Origin of the sequence: Cyclobacterium qasimii M12-11B (genome assembly GCF_000427295.1) — a bacterium.
In the GTDB taxonomy this organism is placed as follows: Bacteria; Bacteroidota; Bacteroidia; order Cytophagales; family Cyclobacteriaceae; genus Cyclobacterium; species Cyclobacterium qasimii.
Genome location: NZ_ATNM01000052.1, coordinates 1 through 18,089 on the forward strand (window position 1 = coordinate 1; position 18,089 = coordinate 18,089).

At 38.5% G+C, this 18,089-nt stretch carries 14 protein-coding genes and 1 tRNA gene; 1 reads left to right on the forward strand and 14 read right to left on the reverse strand.

The window, feature by feature from the left end; all coding sequences use genetic code 11:
- From ADICYQ_RS04700 to ADICYQ_RS04725, 6 genes are all read right to left on the reverse strand, one after another.
- The coding region (locus ADICYQ_RS04700; protein WP_040414605.1) for a SusC/RagA family TonB-linked outer membrane protein at positions 1 to 2,760 on the reverse strand (2,760 nt) is incomplete at its 3' end.
- A 126-nt stretch (positions 2,761 to 2,886) separates the two neighbouring features.
- Positions 2,887 to 3,909: a FecR family protein gene (locus ADICYQ_RS04705; protein WP_020893007.1), complete on the reverse strand. Its 1,023-nt coding sequence runs from the start codon at positions 3,907 to 3,909 to the stop codon at positions 2,887 to 2,889.
- Positions 3,910 to 4,046: 137 nt separating this feature from the next.
- Complete coding sequence (locus ADICYQ_RS04710; RefSeq protein WP_020893008.1) at positions 4,047 to 4,640, reverse strand: RNA polymerase sigma-70 factor; 594 nt, start codon at positions 4,638 to 4,640, stop codon at positions 4,047 to 4,049.
- Between the two features lie 652 nt (positions 4,641 to 5,292).
- Positions 5,293 to 5,365 (reverse strand) — tRNA-Thr (locus ADICYQ_RS04715).
- Positions 5,366 to 5,512: 147 nt separating this feature from the next.
- Positions 5,513 to 7,573 (reverse strand): DUF349 domain-containing protein, encoded by a 2,061-nt coding sequence (locus tag ADICYQ_RS04720; protein ID WP_020893010.1) that lies wholly within the window; start codon positions 7,571 to 7,573, stop codon positions 5,513 to 5,515.
- Positions 7,574 to 7,632: 59 nt separating this feature from the next.
- Positions 7,633 to 8,199, reverse strand: a complete 567-nt coding sequence (locus tag ADICYQ_RS04725) for a YqgE/AlgH family protein (RefSeq protein ID WP_020893011.1) — start codon at positions 8,197 to 8,199, stop codon at positions 7,633 to 7,635.
- Between the two features lie 98 nt (positions 8,200 to 8,297).
- On the opposite strand from ADICYQ_RS04725, the gene pdxH reads away from it, so the two are divergent.
- The gene (pdxH, locus tag ADICYQ_RS04730; protein WP_020893012.1) at positions 8,298 to 8,936 is read left to right on the forward strand and encodes a pyridoxamine 5'-phosphate oxidase; all 639 of its coding nucleotides are present in this window, start codon (positions 8,298 to 8,300) and stop codon (positions 8,934 to 8,936) included.
- Positions 8,937 to 9,105: 169 nt separating this feature from the next.
- On the opposite strand, the gene bshB1 is transcribed toward pdxH, so the two are convergent.
- From bshB1 to ADICYQ_RS04770, 8 genes are all read right to left on the reverse strand, one after another.
- The gene (gene bshB1, locus ADICYQ_RS04735) at positions 9,106 to 9,822 is read right to left on the reverse strand and encodes a bacillithiol biosynthesis deacetylase BshB1 (RefSeq protein ID WP_020893013.1); all 717 of its coding nucleotides are present in this window, start codon (positions 9,820 to 9,822) and stop codon (positions 9,106 to 9,108) included.
- 32 nt (positions 9,823 to 9,854) lie between these two features.
- On the reverse strand, positions 9,855 to 10,886 hold the full coding sequence (locus ADICYQ_RS04740; RefSeq protein ID WP_040414608.1) for a M23 family metallopeptidase: 1,032 nt from the start codon (positions 10,884 to 10,886) through the stop codon (positions 9,855 to 9,857).
- A 12-nt stretch (positions 10,887 to 10,898) separates the two neighbouring features.
- Complete coding sequence (gene trxB / locus ADICYQ_RS04745; protein WP_020893015.1) at positions 10,899 to 11,837, reverse strand: thioredoxin-disulfide reductase; 939 nt, start codon at positions 11,835 to 11,837, stop codon at positions 10,899 to 10,901.
- Between the two features lie 153 nt (positions 11,838 to 11,990).
- Complete coding sequence (locus tag ADICYQ_RS04750; protein WP_010853621.1) at positions 11,991 to 12,854, reverse strand: sigma-70 family RNA polymerase sigma factor; 864 nt, start codon at positions 12,852 to 12,854, stop codon at positions 11,991 to 11,993.
- Between the two features lie 102 nt (positions 12,855 to 12,956).
- Positions 12,957 to 15,089: a polyribonucleotide nucleotidyltransferase gene (gene pnp / locus ADICYQ_RS04755; RefSeq protein ID WP_020893016.1), complete on the reverse strand. Its 2,133-nt coding sequence runs from the start codon at positions 15,087 to 15,089 to the stop codon at positions 12,957 to 12,959.
- Positions 15,090 to 15,190: 101 nt separating this feature from the next.
- A complete protein-coding gene (gene rpsO, locus ADICYQ_RS04760) occupies positions 15,191 to 15,466 on the reverse strand; it encodes a 30S ribosomal protein S15 (protein ID WP_020893017.1) in 276 nt (91 codons plus the stop codon).
- Positions 15,467 to 15,529: 63 nt separating this feature from the next.
- The gene (locus ADICYQ_RS04765) at positions 15,530 to 17,353 is read right to left on the reverse strand and encodes an LptF/LptG family permease (RefSeq protein ID WP_020893018.1); all 1,824 of its coding nucleotides are present in this window, start codon (positions 17,351 to 17,353) and stop codon (positions 15,530 to 15,532) included.
- Between the two features lie 248 nt (positions 17,354 to 17,601).
- Positions 17,602 to 18,003: an START-like domain-containing protein gene (locus ADICYQ_RS04770; protein ID WP_020893020.1), complete on the reverse strand. Its 402-nt coding sequence runs from the start codon at positions 18,001 to 18,003 to the stop codon at positions 17,602 to 17,604.
- Between the last annotated feature and the right edge of the window lie 86 nt (positions 18,004 to 18,089).

An 18,089-nucleotide genomic window follows, 5' to 3' on the forward strand; every position in this document is an offset into this window, starting at 1 on the left:
TTCATCTGCTTCAGCTGCACTCCATATCCCCAACCATTTATACCCCCACATGGTACCAAGAGGAGAGCCTTCTTGGACCCTATAGGCATTATCAGCCAATAGTCCATTTGCATTTCCTCCAGTCATGAATGCACCCTGATCTCCAAGATCCCGCACTTCATTGGTATAGGTTGAAATATTAAAGTTCAAATCCCATAAAAAGGATTGCGTTTGAATGGCATTATAATCCATGGTAAACTCAAAACCAGTATTATTTATTTTTCCTAAGTTCTGTAAATAACTTGCACTGTAGCCATAGCCATAATAGGCAGGAAGTTCTAGCTTGGTCAACAGACCGGATGTCACCTTATCAAAGAAATCAGCTGAAAAGGAAAGCTTTCCTTCTAAAATGGAAACATCTAATCCAAAGTTTAATTGAGTAGTTTCTTCCCATCTAATGTTAGGGTTTGCCGGAACACCCGGGACATAGCCTAATAAATTTGCCCCTATACCGTAATCATAATCATTACTTTTCATCACTGTGGCATAGAATCCAGATGGATTACCCGTCATACCCCAACTAGACCTCAATTTCAAATTATCAAAAACCCCACTTTGTTGCATAAAAGGTTCTTCTGATATTCGCCAACTTGCAGCCATTGAGGGAAACCCACCAAATTTATTGTCTTTAATTCTATCGTTTGGACCACTTTTGCCGTCTATACGGTAGGATCCAGTAAAATAATAGCGTGACTTATAGTTATAATTCCCCCGCGCTAAATACCCAACTCGACTTGATTCACCATAACCAGAGGAGGCAGATTGTTCATTGCTCAATCCTATCACATAGTACTGCGAAAGATCTGGTAGTGGCATTTTTCTACCTCTTGCATCCATGCTCCAGGATTCAGCTCCTTCAGTCTCAAAAACACCAGTTAAAATCAGGTTGTGAGCATCGTTAAATGTTTTATTATAAGTAATATTGTTGATGAGTCTCCAATTGAAAATATCACTTGAACTACGATCTGCATATGGATCATTCGGCTCCAACCATATGTTTTGATAATTCCCAATTTGGCTGGATCTTCTTGAAGTGTACCCAGTCACATCATAAGTCAAACCGTCAGCAATCTCATATTTTGCATTAAGAGTTGCATAAAGCCCACTGCTCGTTGAAAACTTGTTTTGCTCATACGTATTCATGTATGGATTAAGAGATAATGCCCCATAATGGTCACTTAGATTATATATTCCCGCCTCTTCATCTAACCAAATAGGTTCAGTGGGCGACCATAAAATTGCTTGCATCAGGGGATCTCCTTTTGCAGTCCGAGTCGATAATCCTCCGTTTTGTGTCTTGGTTTTTTGAGCTCTAATATCAAGGTTAATTTTCAGACGTTCACTTGGTTCCAAGCCAATATTTGATCTCAAATAATAATCCCCACCTCTGGTAGAATTAAGCATATTCCCTCTCTCATATGCATAACGACCTGATAAATAGATGCTCGCCTTATCATAATTATCAGAGTAGGATAAATTATAGTCAGTCTTTAAACCTGTTTGTGATATTGCACTTGGCCAATTAGTACCTCCATTTTGGTTGAATTCCTCGATCTGCTGAGACGAAAAGATGTCGGTTTGATAAAAATCGTTGATAAATCCAGCATATTCTCCTGCGTTCATTAAATCAGGATATTCCGCATCCCGGTAAGACAAACCGGTATTTAATAATAGCCTTAGTTTTGGTCCACCTTCTGAAGCCTTCTTGGTGGTTATAAGTATTACACCATTTGAAGCTCTTTCACCGTATATAGCAGTTGCTGAAGCATCTTTTAGCACCTCCATCGATTCAATATCATGTATAGACCCATAAGTACCGCCAATGACGCCATCAACTACCATCAATGGGGAGTTGTCACCTGATATAGAATTTGCACCCCTGATGCGTATTTTTGAAGGAGAGCCAACATCGCCAGAACTTCTACTTAGCGTCACACCTGACACCCTACCTACTAACAAATCTGTAATACTTCTGATAGGTTGATTCTTTAAAAATTGTGTTGGTACAGAAGATACAGCACCGGTCAAATCACTTTTTTTCACAGATCCATAACCAATGACAACCACCTCTTCTAGGGCCGACAGATCGGGAGTAAGAACCACATTAATGACTGCTTGATTTCCAACAATTACTTCTTCTGAAATAAAACCCATTGAGCTAAACACCAAAACTGCATTTTCATCCTGCACATTGAGTCTGAAGTTACCGTCTACATCTGTAACAGTGCCTTGAGTTGTACCTTTGATGAGCACAGTCACACCCGGCAAACCCTCGTTGTCTTCATCTGAAGTAACGCGACCAGTTATGTTCACTCTCTGAATAGTAGCATCGACTACATCATTATTCTGCCCATAGTCCCGAACATTTACATTGATCAGGTCGTTGACCTGCTTGAATTTAAGGTTGGCCGTTCTGGAAACCTCCATCAATAGGTCCTCGACGGTAGCGTCTTTCTTGTTAAAATTGATCCGAACATTTTCATTCAGATCATCCTTGTCGTAGGCGAATTTAAAATAGGTATTTTGTTCGATAGCCTGAAAGGTTTCAGACAGGTTAGCATTGTCTAGTTTCACATTTAGCAAAACGTTCTGTACACTCTTTATCTTTTGGGCATTGATCTCCTCGGCATGAATGGCCGAGAAAAAGATAGTCATTAGTACAAATCCATTAAGTGATGCCTTTAGCGTCATAACAAATAGATTAAGTAGGTTATTTTTCATACATTTATATGTTTTTATTTATAAAAATAAGGGTGGGGCAATTGAACTTACCACGGTACGTTGCCCTGCTTTTTTCTTTCTCTCAGCTATCACAAGCTAAGAAGTGTCTTGGTATGGCATAATTGTTTAATTTTTAATAATAACTTTTTCAGGATGTATCTCGAACTTAAAATCTTTGGTATAAGAGATACTTTGCAGCACTTCCTTCAGACTGAAATTTCTAAAGGTTGCTGTGTAACTCCATGTTTCGGTAGGCTGATTAAGGGCGAGAATTTCAACTCCATACCAACGGTTAAGCTCTTTCATGACTTTGCTAAAGGAGGCATTTTCAAAATGAAGCACGCCATCACGCCAGTTGTAGGAATTGTCAGGGATAGCTGCCGATTCTGTATAGGTATGGTCTTCTACATTGCAATTGATTTCTCTTCCTGGTTCGAGAAATATCTCATCGATCACATTGTTTTCAGCAATCAATTCAACAGCTACGCGCCCTCTTTCTAGTGCCACAGACAAAATATCTTCTGAACTGTATGAACGTACTGTGAATGCCGTACCCAATGCAGTAACATTGACATTGTCTGAGCTTACAACAAATGGCCGCAATGAATCTTTGGCAACATCAAAATATGCCATTCCTTCAAGATGTACCAACCTCAGTGTATCGGAAAAAAATTCTGAGTAGGTAATCTTTGATTCAGCATTGAGCCAGGCAACACTACCATCAGGCAAGAAAGTCTTGAGCTTTTGTCCACTGGTAGCTTCTTTCTGTATTATTTTAGCGGCTGCCACAGGCTGTACTAATTCGCTTTCCTGGTTCAAAAAATACCAAGCCAAAGCGCCAAACATAGCAATCAGCACAACGGAAGCCACACGTGCATATACTGGAATACTTAAAATACGCTTAGACGGGAGGGTTTTATTTTGGTTGGGGGATGAGTGGATCCTGCTATGTACTTTATTGAATATTCTGTCTCTATTGACATTTTGAATATTATGGGAAGTGCCAATCCACATTGCCTTATGAAAATGATATAGCTTTCTGTTTTCTTCAGACATTGCCAGCCATTTTTTCAAAAAATCATTTTCACTTTTCGAGGTCTCGCCTGAAAGTTGTTTAATGATCAATTCTTCTGGGTCAATTTTATCCATGTAATCCTACTTTAAATGGTACAACCCAGAATTTTGATTTTACCCTACGTCGGAATTGAAAATTTCTATTTTATATTTCAGAAGCATCTTCATTCAAGGATCGAAAAATAAAACAATACCAATAAATCTGGCGGTAGCTATTCAGTACGCTTAAGGTAACACTCAAACTCTTCATCATTGATGTAGGGATAGATTCCCTTCCTTATGGTAATCATGGCTTTGGAAACATGTGCCTCTACCGCTTTCACACTGATATCCAGCATTTCTGCTACTTCTTTGTATTTGAGACCTTCATCTTTCACAAGTTCAAATACCAATTTGCAGCGTGGGGGTAAGTTGTCGATAATTTCCAGCACTTTTCCCCTCAACTCCTGATCCAATAGTTCATTGATGGGGGAGGAAATTTCATGATGGGGCATTTCATAAAGATCATTAAGCGGGACCATCTCGCAGGATTTGTTGTCGCGAATATAATTGATGCATTTGTACTTCACAGAAGTGAACAGGTAGGCTTCTATTTTGGTGATGTCAATAAGTTTCTTTCGATTGTTCCAAACTCCTATGAATACGGAAGAAACAACCTCTTCTGAGGCGTACATGGATGTTAGATAATAATTGGCAAGCCTTAATAGCCTAGCATAATACAGGTTGAAAAAGTCACGAAAGGCTTTAGAATCACTCTCAAGCGAAATCCTTTGGATCAATTCCCTTACCTTTTCATCAATAGTCATTAGACCTGTCGCATTAGTTCGAAGAGCAATTATTTAAAGCTCCCATTTAATTGAATCAAAAGTATAAGTTTTAAAGTCAATTGTGTAATAATTATTCCTTAATTGTCCTGATTACCGAATATATCATTGAAAATCAAGAAAATAAAGTCTTTTTTATGTTATATTCCTAAAATTCACTAATTGCGCACAAAATTAATCGTTTTTTTTAACTTGACCTCTGATGTGGTTTTAGGGGAATGTTATAATTAAGTGATTAAAAGATTAACCCATAGCCATGGTAAAGCCGAGGAAGAGATTTTATTTACTTCTTTTGGGGAGAATATTTAATATAAGCTACAGATTTGAAGCTTAAGCAAGTGATCGCCTCTTTGGAATAATCCTTAAACCTTGTTTTGAAAGCCTACTAAATGAATCAAAATTTTAAAGCCCTGAACCGGTTATTGCATGTTGCTTGAGGAAGATTGACAGGGAATCGTTCTTATTGCGTTTAAAATAAAAGAATTTGAGCATTCATGCGTATAAGCCACTTGTGATAAGGCAAATCATTTTGGATCAACTGCAGGCAATCGATTACAGCCTGGCATTGGGCTAAAAAATACACACCCATAAAAAAACCCTTACAAGAAATTCTTGTAAGGGTTTGATAATTAAGAGCCTCCTGTCGGGATCGAACCAACGACCTACTGATTACAAGTCAGTTGCTCTACCAGCTGAGCTAAGGAGGCTTCTATATAAATACACTCTTTTAAAAGTGATATCAGGAAGACTTTTTCCCTGATTGCGAGTGCAAATATAGTTTTATAGACTTAGGAAATCAAAGTTTTTGGTGACAAATTTCAACCAAAATAGCTATTTTACTCATAGTGAAGGAATTAAAATTCACGAATAATTGAAAGCTTCTTTTTTAATTTCTCTACTTCTTGTTCCGCCTTGTCAATCTTTTCATCAAATTGATCTTTTAGCTTATCAGCTGTCTTGGAAGCTGCAAAAAACTCAAGGTTGTTTCTCCACAAGGTAATGTTGTTTTCCAAATCTGTGATTTGTCGACGAATGCCATGCTCTTTCTTGTTAAGCACTTTATTGCTATTTGGATCCGCCTGGAGTTTATTTAGGTTCAGCCTAAACAAGAAATCATCTTTGCTCTCGCCTTCCAACTCTAATTTGGCAACGTATTCATTTACCGCATCATTGAATTTAGCAGAAACATCCTTCATACTCTTTCTAGGAACGAAACCAATTTCATTGAATTGTTGAATAAGTTTCTCTAGATTTTCTGAACTTGTCTGATTTTCATCCTTAGCCGCATCTGAAATTGCCTGACAAACCTTCTCTTTCTCTTCCAGGTTGTCTTCAAATGCTTTATTCGTTTCTTTATTGGCACTCCTTCTACTTTCAAAGAAAGTATCACAGGCCTTTTTGAAACGGCTGTACAAGTCATCCCTGAATTTCTCAGGCATTGGCCCAAGTTCTTTCCATTCTTTCTGCAATTGGATCAGTTCGTTGGAAGCGTTTTTCCAATCGGTACTTTCCAAATAGCCTTCAGCACTTTCAATCAGCTTCTCTGCCTTCTCTTTGTTTTGTTGCCTTATTTCATCAAGCTCCTTAAAGAAAAGGTTCTTGTGGTGAAAAAACTGCTTAAACAGCCCCCAAAAAGACTTGTTAATCTCCTTACCAGCCTCTCTAGGCACGGGACCTATTGCTTCCCACTCTTTCTGTAGGGCAAGAATCTCCTTGGTTTTGGTATTCCAATCCCTTATTTTTTCTGCCTTGAAGGTTTTGAATGTATCCAGTTTTTCAATAAGCTTTTCCTTCAAATCCTGATTGGCTTTGAAAACTTCTCTTTGACTGTCATAATAAGCTTTACGCTTGTTATAAACCGCATCGGAAGCGCCTTTAAATCGTTGCCATAAAGCTTCTTGTTCCTCTCTAGGTACTGGTCCGATATGTTTGAATTCTTCATGAAGGTCATTCAGGCTTTTTATCGCATCCTTCACATCTTCAACTTCAGACAAAGCTTCTGCCTTCAGGCAAAGTTCCAATTTACTGTCAAGATTCTTTTTCCTGTCCAGTTCTTTTAATTCGAAATAAATACTTCGGTTATCATAAAACCTATCCATCAAGGCATTATAAGAAGCCCAGAGGTTTTTATTCTGACTGTGGGGAACCGGCCCTATATTTTTCCATTCATCCTGGATTTTTTTGATCGTCTCTATGCTATTGGTAGTCTCTTCGCCGTCCACAATAGCCCTCAATTGATCAAGGATCTGATTTTTATCACTAGCATTTTTTTCCTTGGAACGTTCAAGGTCTTTAAATTGCTGCTGTTTTTTTTCTCTGAAAAGTTGATAAGAAGCAAAGAATTCTTTGTCTTCGTCTGTGCCCCTGTAGACAAAACCGTCTTTCTCTCCACCATCTTTCAGGTAAAGCTCCAGGGCTTGTTCTTGTTCCTTTGAAAAGTATTCGTCGTATTGGTTTTTTATCTCTTGAACCAACGCATCCCTTCGAACAAAATGTTGTTCGTTAACAAAATCTTTAAGGGTTTTGATAAGTTGTGCTTTGGTAAAATTATGGAAATCAAATTCCTCTTCCTCTTCCTCAGTTTCATCTGACTCTTCCTTACTGGCAGCAACCACCTCAGTTGCGGCATCAGGCTCTGCTGTGCTCTTCGAAGACTCCACTTCCGTTTCAACTGTCTTTTCCTCAGCTTCAGAAGGTTTTATATCCTCCTTGGCATCTGGAACTTCATTAGACGGGGTTGGCGTTTCTGAAACTACCTCCTCGCTATCTTGTTCAGTTGTTGAATTTTCGTCCATCGCATCACTGGTTGGTACTTCCTGTTTTTCGGCAGATGCTTCTTCTCCTGATTTTTGGCTATTCGCCAATTCGTCAGTAACCTTGTCTGCATTTTCAGACATTTCTTTATCCTTATCCATAATATTTAAAATATTCCTGCGTAATTCAAACCATACTAAACAAAAGTAGCAATTTTGAGCTAATTAAGTCTTGGGTCAATCGGATAATTTGCCAATACTTGGAAATCACCTCCCATATTTTTCAAAATTACCCTCCATAAATCATCGGGGGCAACTGTAAAGATTTTTTCAGTATGGCTATTATCACAAACAATCCATGTATTATCTATTAATTCTTCTTTTAATTGTCCATTTTCCCAGCCTGAATAACCTAAGAAAAATCGGAAATCGGAAATATTAACCAAGCCTAATTTGTTTTTCCCTATTAATTCGGCAAAATCTCCCCCCCACCAAAGTTTGGCTCCAAGCGAAACACTGTCCTCCAAGACCTGTTCTCCAAAGTAAATAAAATGAAGTGTATTTTGTTCGACAGGACCTCCTACGTAAACTTCATTGTCTAGATCACAATCTTCAAGAAGTTCGTTTAATTTAAAAATAGACAACTTATTTAGCACCAGCCCAAAGGAACCCATTTCATTATTTTCACACAATAGAACAACTGACCTGACAAAATTTTCATCTTGCAGGAAGGGTTCAGAAATTAACAAACTCCCAGATTCTGGAGCTATATTGGGCATATCATCCATCAAAAACGGTTTATATGAGGCATTAATATAAAGTAAAAATATTTAAAACCAATATATTTGCATTCCAAACTTAAATTTCGGCAAAAAATCACAGGAAAATGAAATTATCAGACATAAGAATAGAATATTCTTCTAAGAAATTGAATTTAAATGAGATAAATTCAAATCCTTTGGAACAATTCAAAGTATGGCTTTCGGAAGCCATTACGGCTCAGGTCAATGAGCCTACTGCCATGCACCTTTGCACTATAAATGACGAGGGACATCCGTCCGGAAGAATTGTATTACTAAAAGGCGCTGATGAAGGATTTGTCTTTTTCACCAATTACTCAAGTCATAAAGGTAAACAGCTTGCCAAACACCCTGTGGCCTCTTTAACATTTTTCTGGCCTGAATTAGAAAGACAAGTAAGAATAGAAGGAACTGTAGCTAAAACTTCAACGGATGAGTCTGACGAATATTTCAAGAGCAGACCTGAGCAAAGCCAAATAGGTGCATGGACAAGTCCGCAAAGTGAGGTTATCCCAGATCGTGCTTATCTGGAAGAAAGACAGTTAGAAATTGAAAAAAGATTTAATTCGGAGCCAATAATCCGACCAGAGAATTGGGGAGGCTATCGCCTATCACCTACTTCCATGGAGTTTTGGCAAGGACGTCCTGCGAGATTGCATGACAGGGTGTTTTACAGTATCAAGGACGGCAATTCAGAATGGACAATGGAGCGTCTGGCACCTTGATCCTTTTTTGGGCGGAGCCTAATATACCCCAACTACTAAATAGGTAGAAGAAATATAGCAATTACTGGACTAGCATATGGCCCAGGTATTTGACACAAAAATAGCAACGACTGGCTGATTTAAAATGATTTAATCACTTCATTAAATGGCCTATCGTTGCTATTTTGGGTTAGATAAGATCAAAAAGATCCTTAACTCCTGCTACTCTTTCTACTGTAAAACCTTCTCCAAACTTCACATTGATCTTATGTCCTAATTCACGAGATCTAGCTTCAATAAAATCAAGAAATTCGGGACTGGAAATAAAACTCTCCGGTTCATTGGAGTTCGGATCATGGAATTGAGATTTAAAAGCCAGTATGCTCTCTTTTTTGATCTCCCAATAATCAGAAACATCCACAACCAAATCTGGTTCAAGGTATTGATTTTGAATATAATGGTAAACAAACTTTGGCCGCCAAGGTTCTTGGGAAACGCCATCTAATTCGGTTTCTAATTTTCTCAAGCCACTGATAAAACAAGCATGTGAAGCCAAACTACCACCTTTACCATGGTCAGGGTGCCTGTCTTCTACTGCATTGGCCAGCACTATTTCTGGTTGGTATTTACGTATTACCCTGGCAATGGCCACCTGATGATCCAAATCATCTTGGAAATAGATGTCCTTAAAACCTAGATTTTCTCTGGCGCTAAGTCCGAGGATTTTTGCTGAGGCATCAGATTCCTGCAAACGTATTTCAGGTGTTCCGCGGGTCCCCATTTCTCCTTGAGTGAGATCTAGTATTCCAACACTATATCCTTTGTCCCTATGAGATGCCAAGGTGCCACTACAAGCAAGCTCTATATCATCAGGGTGAGCAGCTATAGCCAAAATATCCAACTTCATTTTTTATAAATTTAAAATGAATTATAAAACTCTTATTGTATCTGTAATCGATTACCTATTCGCAATATGGTCCTGGTGCTGATCCCATTCAACCTGGTGATCTGGCTCACCCTAACACCATATCGCTGCGCTATCAATGAAAGGTTGTCTCCACTCCTTATCCTATGATAAACAGCTTCACGCATCTTTATTTCATGATCAAAGCTTTGGGCAGTTATATTATAGACTGGCGCTTTAATTCTCCCAATATCAAAATCAAAAATTTCAATAGGGTTTATTGAAAGGCCTTTATATCGCACTTCAAAGTGAAGGTGGGGACCTGTACTTCTACCAGTACTACCTCCTAATCCTAAAACCTCACCAGCTCTAACTTCTTGACCTACCTTTACTTCCTTTTTGGAAAGGTGTCCATACAGGGTTTCAAGCCCATTACGATGCCTTACAACTACATAGTGACCATAACCATACCTTTCATAAGAAGTAATGCGTACAATTCCATCAAATGCTGATCTCACAGGATCACCCGTGTTCAATTTGAGGTCAGTACCATGATGCCAGCGGTAATGCCTTCTACCAAAATCTGAATTGATTTTGGTTTGATCTAATGGAGCACTCCATCCGGAACCATATAAGGAATTGTATAAATTTAAAGGTATCGTATCCTTTAATTCCCTTGGATCAAAGTCATAACCATTGATTTTATGACTGTCCCAAAGACCGTAATATTCATATGCTGTAATCCAAATACTATCTATCAACACTTTTTCTTCCACTTCCACCATCACATTGGTTGGTGCCCAGATAAAAGAATCATTGCTTTCACTTACCAATGATAAGCGCTTTTTTAGATCAATTTCACCTTTGAATATTAGGGCATCAGTTGCTTTTTCAAGCTCACTTCTATATTGATCTGCATCAAAAAGATCTGTACCTAAGGGAACCGAGATAGATTGTTCTACAGGACCAATGTTCTGTTTATCAATTTTTCTTTGTTGTGCTGTAATATCAAAGTTAAGAGCGGCCCAAATTAGAAACACGAGGAACCATCGTTCTTTTAGAATCATATGGACTCAGAACTACTCTTGGGAAGCCAAAAACCTTTCTGCATCCAAGGCTGCCATACAACCTGTACCTGCTGCCGTTACTGCCTGCCGGTATTCGTGGTCTTGAGCATCTCCACAAGCAAAAACGCCGGAGACATTGGTTCTTGTAGTTCCAGGTTTTGTTAAAATATAACCGTTTTCATCTGTATCAATTTGGTTTACAAAAACCGATGTATTTGGTTGATGACCTATTGCTACAAAGAAACCCTCTACATCCAAAACACGCTCTTCACCTGAAATCCTGTTTTTAACTTTTGCACCAATTACTTCCTCTTCACCAAGAATTTCTTCCGTTTCATGGTTCCAAAGAATTTCAATTTTTGGGTTTTTCATAACCCTATTTTGCATGATTTGAGAAGCACGAAGTTCATCTCTTCTTACAATCATGTAAACTTTCTTACAGATATTGGATAGGTAACTGGCTTCTTCACAAGCAGTGTCTCCACCGCCAACGATTGCAACATCTTTTCCTCTGAAGAAAAAGCCATCACAAACTGCACAAGCAGAAACCCCTTTTCCATTGAGTCTGGTTTCACTTTCAATACCTAACCACTTGGCAGATGCACCAGTGGAAATAATAACAGTTTCAGCTACAATTGTTTGAGTTCCATCAACAGTAACTTTAAAAGGTCTTTCACTAGCATCCATTGCGGTCACCACGCCATACCTTACATCTGTACCAAAACGCTCCGCTTGTTTTCTGAAGTCTTCCATCATTTGCGGCCCCATTACCCCGTCAGGATAACCAGGGTAATTTTCCACATCATTGGTAATGGTAAGTTGTCCTCCGGGTTGAACACCTGTATACATTATTGGAGAAAGTCCTGCTCGTGAAGCATAAATAGCAGCAGTATAGCCTGCTGGACCTGACCCGATAATGAGTACTTTTATATTTTCTGTTTCCTTATTCATTGCTTTATTAATTATTCACTATAACTCGAAAATGAAATCCTTCCGAATACTAACGCTATAGAAAAACAAAAAGGTTTACTTCTCGAGTTTTTTTTGTTGGATATAAAAAAAGGGCAAAGAGCCCTTTTTAAATTTTCTACTTTGTCTAATAAGTTACCCCAGATAAGGCTTCAAAGTTTTACTTCTACTAGTATGTCTTAATCGTCTGATCGCTTTTTCTTTAATCTGCCTAACCCTTTCACGGGTAAGATTAAACTTCTCGCCGATCTCCTCTAAAGTCATTGCATGTTCTCCATTCAATCCGAAATATAGGGTGATGACATCCGCTTCCCTTTGGGTAAGCGTAGACAATGCCCTTTGTACTTCTTTTCTCAGGGAATCATTCATCAAACCATCATCTGGCTTAGTTTCTCCATCATTCTCCAAAACATCAAGTAGGCTATTTTCCTCTCCTTGTACGAAAGGAGCATCCATAGACACATGTCTTCCAGAAATTTTCATGGTATCCACCACTTCTCCTGCAGTCACTTCAAGTACTTCAGCGAGCTCTTCAGGTGACGGTTCCCTTTCAAACTTTTGTTCAAGTTCAGAGAATGTTTTACTGATTTTGTTAAGAGAACCCACTCTGTTAAGTGGAAGTCTTACAATTCTGGATTGCTCAGCCAATGCTTGAAGAATGGATTGACGAATCCACCATACAGCATAAGAAATAAATTTAAAACCCCTGGTTTCATCAAATCTTTGGGCGGCTTTAATCAAACCAAGGTTACCCTCGTTGATCAAGTCTCCCAGTGATAAACCTTGATTTTGATATTGCTTGGCAACGGAGACAACAAATCTAAGATTGGCTTTGGTTAATTTCTCCAAGGCCAATTGGTCTCCTTCACGGATCCTTTTGGCCAAAACCACTTCTTCATCCGCTGTCAATAAATCTACCTTACCTATCTCTTGAAGGTATTTATCCAGAGATTGACTTTCTCTGTTGGTAATCTGTTTACTGATTTTAAGCTGCCTCATTCAATTTTATTGATTTTTTTTTAACGCATTGATAACAGATGTTTCCTGAATAATAGTTCATTTTTTAAAATATGAGCTATTATTCAGAATACTTCCAGCTTATTAGTCCTTTCTTTCCGGTTTAGGCAACAATGCTTTTCTGGACAATTTATATTTCCCTGTTTTTCTATCTACATCAATCAGTTTCACAGCAATTTCCTCGCCAGATTCTAAAACTCCATCCATAGACTCAAGTCTTTCCCACTTGATTTCAGAAATATGCAACAAGCCATCCTTGCCAGGCATAAATTCTACAAAGGCGCCAAACGGCATAATGTTTTTAACTTTACCAGTATAAGTCTCGCCTATTTCTGGTTGTGCTACGATTGCTTTAAGTCTTGCAATAGCGGCATCCATTGAATCCTGGTTATTAGAGAAAATATTGATTTTTCCCTGATTGTCCACTTCCTCTATGATGATAGTGGCACCTGAATCTTTTTGAATTTCTTGAATTACTTTACCTCCGGGTCCAATAACAGCTCCGATTAATTCCTTAGGAATCATCATGTTATAAGATCTAGGCGTATGAGGTTTGAATTCAGGCCTGGCGGTAGAAAGTGTTTTGTTTATTTCATCAAGTATATGCAATCTGCCTTTTCTAGCTTGATAAAGCGCTTCCTTAAGCACTTCATAGTCTAGGCCCTCAACTTTAAGGTCCATCTGACAAGCTGTAATACCTTTGGCAGTACCTGTTACTTTAAAGTCCATGTCTCCCAAATGATCTTCATCACCCAAGATATCAGATAAGATGGTATAGTTACCAGTCTTCGTATCAGAAATCATTCCCATCGCAATTCCTGTTACCGGGCTTTTGATAGCAATACCAGCGTCCATTAGGGCCAATGATCCTGCACAGACCGTAGCCATAGAGGAAGAACCATTTGATTCTAATATATCAGAAACGATACGGATAGTATATGGGTTGTCAGCTGGAGCTGGCAATACTTTTTTAAGCGCTCTCATGGCTAAATTACCATGACCTACTTCTCTTCTTCCTGGTCCCCTGTTCATTTTTACCTCACCTGTACTGAAACCTGGGAAGTTATAATGCAAGAAGAATTTATTGTAACCAGACAAAACTGCTCCATCTACCATTTGCTCATCAAGCTTGGTACCTAAAGTACAAGTAGTGATAGATTGGGTCTCACCTCTGGTGAAAACAGCAGATCCATGCGCAGAAGGCAAGTAATCAACTACAGACCAGATAGGTCTGATTTCGTCAGGGTTTCTACCATCAAGTCTCTTTTTCTCGATTAGCGTGAAATTTCTGGCAGCTTCTTTATAAACTTTACCGAAATACTTTCCGATAAGACGTTCGTCATATTCATGATCTTCACCAAGGCTTTCGATAAAAGCATCTTTAATGCCTTTGGTAAGGTCTGAACGTTGTTGTTTAATGGCAATCTGTCTGCTGACCACTTCATATAAGCTGTCATAAACATCTGCCTTAATTTTATCAAATAAAGCTTCGTCATTTACTTCATGACTGTAAGCTCTTTTTTCTTCTTTCCCAACTAGCTTGGTAAGCTCTTTCTGAACTTTACAGTGCTTTTTGATTTCTTCATGGCCAAATTGTAAAGCTTCAACCATTTCATCTTCTGAAACTTCATCACCTTCACCTTCTACCATGAGGATAAATTCCTCAGAACCTGCAACGATCAACTCCAAAGAAGCCTTCTCTAAATCAGATGGCTTAGGATTGATGAAAAGTTCACCATCAATTTTAGCTACCCTTACTTCTGAAATTGGTCCATTGAAAGGAATGTCTGATACAGCTAGTGCTGCTGATGCAGCTAATCCTGCTAGACAATCTGGTAACACGTCTTCATCATAAGACATCAACGTGATACTAATATTAGTGTCAGCATGGTAGTCGTCAGGAAAAATAGGCCTGATGGCTCTGTCAACCATTCTACTGATCAAGATTTCGTAATCAGATAATCTTCCTTCTCTTTTTAAAAATCCTCCAGGGATTTTACCTGAAGAAGCGAATTTCTCCTGGTAATCAACAGACATAGGTAGGAAATCTACCCCGTCACCTGCTTCTTTTTTAGTTACTACGGTAGCTAATAGAATAGCTTTGCCCATCTTAATTACGACAGCACCATCAGCCTGCTTGGCCAATGCACCTGTCTCTATGATTATTTCCCTACCATCTTCAAGAGTGATAGTTTTTGAAATTGTATTTGGTAACATATACTTTTGAGTATGTAAAGTGTATAGTTTTAAAAATAAGGCTTAATAACAGAAGGAAGTAAAAAAGTAAGGTTCCTTAAAACAAGGAACCCTACAAGTTATTATTTACGGATACCGAGGTCAGCGATTACATTTCTGTATCTCTCAATATCAATCTTGATCAGGTAATTGAGCAAACTTCTTCTTTTACCTACTAGTTTCAACAAACCTTTTCTACTTGAATGGTCTTTTTTGTTGGTCTTCAAGTGTTCAGTCAGGTGCTTGATCCTGTAAGTAAACAGGGCAATTTGTGATTCAGGAGACCCTGTATCAGTTTCTGACTTCAACCGACCATGATTTTGGAATAGTTCTACTTTTTCTTCTTTCGCTAAATACATGCTTAGTCAAATATGTTGTTAAATTTTTTAAAACAGAGCCAAAGGTAGCTGTTTTATTCCAAATTATAAAACATCTTCTTTTAACTTTTTTCTTCGAACCTTTTGCTGGTAAAATTTAACCAGCTTTTCCCAAAAACCCAAATAAAAATCTGGCTCGAATAACCTGGCATCTTTCCGTGCCTGCTTTAAGAAAAACAGTCCAAAAGGAATCAAGGCAAGGTTGGAGAAGAAAGTCCCGAACAAGGGGTCTGATATCCCTTCCTTCGCCCACTTTTCGCCTGTAATGGTCAACATATAATACATGATGAAGAAAATAATCGACAACAATACAGGCATTCCTAAGCCCCCTTTTTTTATAATGGCCCCCAAGGGAGCTCCTATCATAAACATCACAAAACAAGCCAAAGACTGGGTATATTTCTGGTACCAGGCTACTTTAAAATTTCGGTAATTCCGCATCACTTCATTGATCCGGGCTTTATTGGTGGTGAAATTATTTTTTATGTTCCTGGCTGTAGTCAATCCTACTGAGGCCATGGAAGTGCTGTAGCGCGGCGTCAAGAGCAATGAATCCAACCTTTGTTCCTGCGCGGGCGATAGCTCTTGTAATACGGGCACTTCGGTTTTCAGGCCACTGCTTTTGTTAATCTCCCGCAAATCAGGTTCATTCCGTTCCTGATTTACAGTCAAATTACCCGAGCTATCATTTGATTGACCAGGGGGTTTGATGTCCGTTACAGGTTTTTGAGCATCATTTCGCTGACCTGCTGAGGCTAATAAAGTATCTGATTTGGTTGTAGATGTATCAATTGTGGCACGATTGGCAGCACTTGACTCACTTGATGAGGTAGTATCAATCTGACCTTCCGGATCTTTAGGTTGGCCATTTTCATCATTTTGCTGTTCTGCAAGGTACTTAAGGTTTTTAAGGGAATCGGTTTCCATTTTTTTATCCACAATATCTTTTGGAGGAACCAACTTTCTTGATCTTCCAAAATAATTATAGGAGGCTTCGGTGTTGGCATAATTAAAATAATACCAATGGTTAAGCTCTCTATTCATAGAATCAAGGTCTACCCGTATCTCACCAATGTTTTTTATGGATTTACTGTTGGACCATAAATTTTCCGGCGTTCTTTTGAGATCAAAAGCGTCCAGACTAAAAATCATTTCATTGGTCTCAAATTTATTCCGGCTAAAGGCCTGTGGAACATTTCGCCCTCCTCTTTTACCAGTTCCTTCCTGGTAACTATTGCCTTGATACAAAGTCAACATTATGTACCGGTCGTTAAAGAAGGGTTCCATCCTTCCTGAATCGGCCGTAATGACATGTAGGTTTCCCTGGCCTGAGGTATGATCATAGATGAGCACTTCTTTAAGTCGTACCTCATCAAGCTTAGAATTAACTTTGATACTGTAGCCAGGAATTCCATTGTAAAACACCCCTTCTTTGATATCAAAGGCAGGAGATTTCATTCGGATATCATACAGCAGACTGAAAGTTTTGAGATTTACGCGGGGAACGATGAAATTATTGGACAAGAATGCCATTACTGTGACCATGGCCACAAACACCCCAATTGGGAGCATGGTCCTGTTTAATGAGATACCACTACTTTTTATGGCTGTCAATTCGAAGTGCTCTCCAAGGTTGCCAAAAGTCATTAGGGAGGAAAGCAATACTGCTAAAGGGAGGGCCATTGGAGATATGCTTATGACAAAATAACCGATAAGTTCCATGTACACCATAAAGGGTAGGTCTTTACCGAAAATTTCGTCAAAATATTTAAGCATATTTACCGTGAGCAAAATAAAATCTACCACGATAAAAGTAAGCAGGAAAGGACTGAGGAATGACCCCAATACTAGCTTATCTAATTTTTTCATCAAATGCCTTTACTTTTCATTTATTAACACGCCTAGACAATTGCCATTTCATAGGAGTGAAGAAATTATCTCAAAATCAGTTTATGTTGCTGTTTGGGTATCAAGCCCAACAGTACTTTACCCAATCCTACACTTGACCTGATTCTCAAGTAAACCCAATGCAACCAACAATTCTTCTGGCTTACACCTGGTTTAAAGACGAAGCAAAATTGAACATATTATGTTAAAAATGATAATTATAACGCACTTTATCCTCCAATTATCTCTTTAAGTGAACCAATCAATCCCTCCCAAATTGAGTGCTGCTCCTGCTCATCATAGGCATCACCATATTCGATCACTCTCAGGTAAAAAGTCTGGGTTAATTCATTTTCATCAAGTCTAAACTCAATGAATGGATGGTCTATCTCCTCATCTTCCTCTTCACCGGGTTCAAAGAACTCAAATTTAACATGGTGGTTTAGTCGCATGATTACGGCACGTGCATAATGGTTCTCTCCGTCGTAAATGAAATTAAAGACTTTATCCTCATTTATGACCACATCATCAGCAAACCATTGAGACAAACCACTGGCAGAACTTAGATATGGATAAATAATCTTTTTGGAGCTATTTATCTGATAATCTGAAACAAATTTAATTTTCTCCATGGCCTTTGTATTTCTTGTTGTAAAAAGTGATTTTTTTTAGGTACTTGATTTGCAATTCAAGGATTATACTTACATATTTGCATTCC

Coding starts and splice junctions, on each gene's coding strand:
- ADICYQ_RS04705 (WP_020893007.1), bottom strand. CDS start 3,909: ATGGATAAAATTGACCCAGAAGAATTGATCATTAAACAACTTTCAGGC.
- ADICYQ_RS04710 (WP_020893008.1), bottom strand. CDS start 4,640: ATGACTATTGATGAAAAGGTAAGGGAATTGATCCAAAGGATTTCGCTT.
- ADICYQ_RS04720 (WP_020893010.1), bottom strand. CDS start 7,573: ATGGATAAGGATAAAGAAATGTCTGAAAATGCAGACAAGGTTACTGAC.
- ADICYQ_RS04725 (WP_020893011.1), bottom strand. CDS start 8,199: ATGGATGATATGCCCAATATAGCTCCAGAATCTGGGAGTTTGTTAATT.
- pdxH (WP_020893012.1), top strand. CDS start 8,298: ATGAAATTATCAGACATAAGAATAGAATATTCTTCTAAGAAATTGAAT.
- bshB1 (WP_020893013.1), bottom strand. CDS start 9,822: ATGAAGTTGGATATTTTGGCTATAGCTGCTCACCCTGATGATATAGAG.
- ADICYQ_RS04740 (WP_040414608.1), bottom strand. CDS start 10,886: ATGATTCTAAAAGAACGATGGTTCCTCGTGTTTCTAATTTGGGCCGCT.
- trxB (WP_020893015.1), bottom strand. CDS start 11,837: ATGAATAAGGAAACAGAAAATATAAAAGTACTCATTATCGGGTCAGGT.
- ADICYQ_RS04750 (WP_010853621.1), bottom strand. CDS start 12,854: ATGAGGCAGCTTAAAATCAGTAAACAGATTACCAACAGAGAAAGTCAA.
- pnp (WP_020893016.1), bottom strand. CDS start 15,089: ATGTTACCAAATACAATTTCAAAAACTATCACTCTTGAAGATGGTAGG.
- rpsO (WP_020893017.1), bottom strand. CDS start 15,466: ATGTATTTAGCGAAAGAAGAAAAAGTAGAACTATTCCAAAATCATGGT.
- ADICYQ_RS04765 (WP_020893018.1), bottom strand. CDS start 17,353: ATGAAAAAATTAGATAAGCTAGTATTGGGGTCATTCCTCAGTCCTTTC.
- ADICYQ_RS04770 (WP_020893020.1), bottom strand. CDS start 18,003: ATGGAGAAAATTAAATTTGTTTCAGATTATCAGATAAATAGCTCCAAA.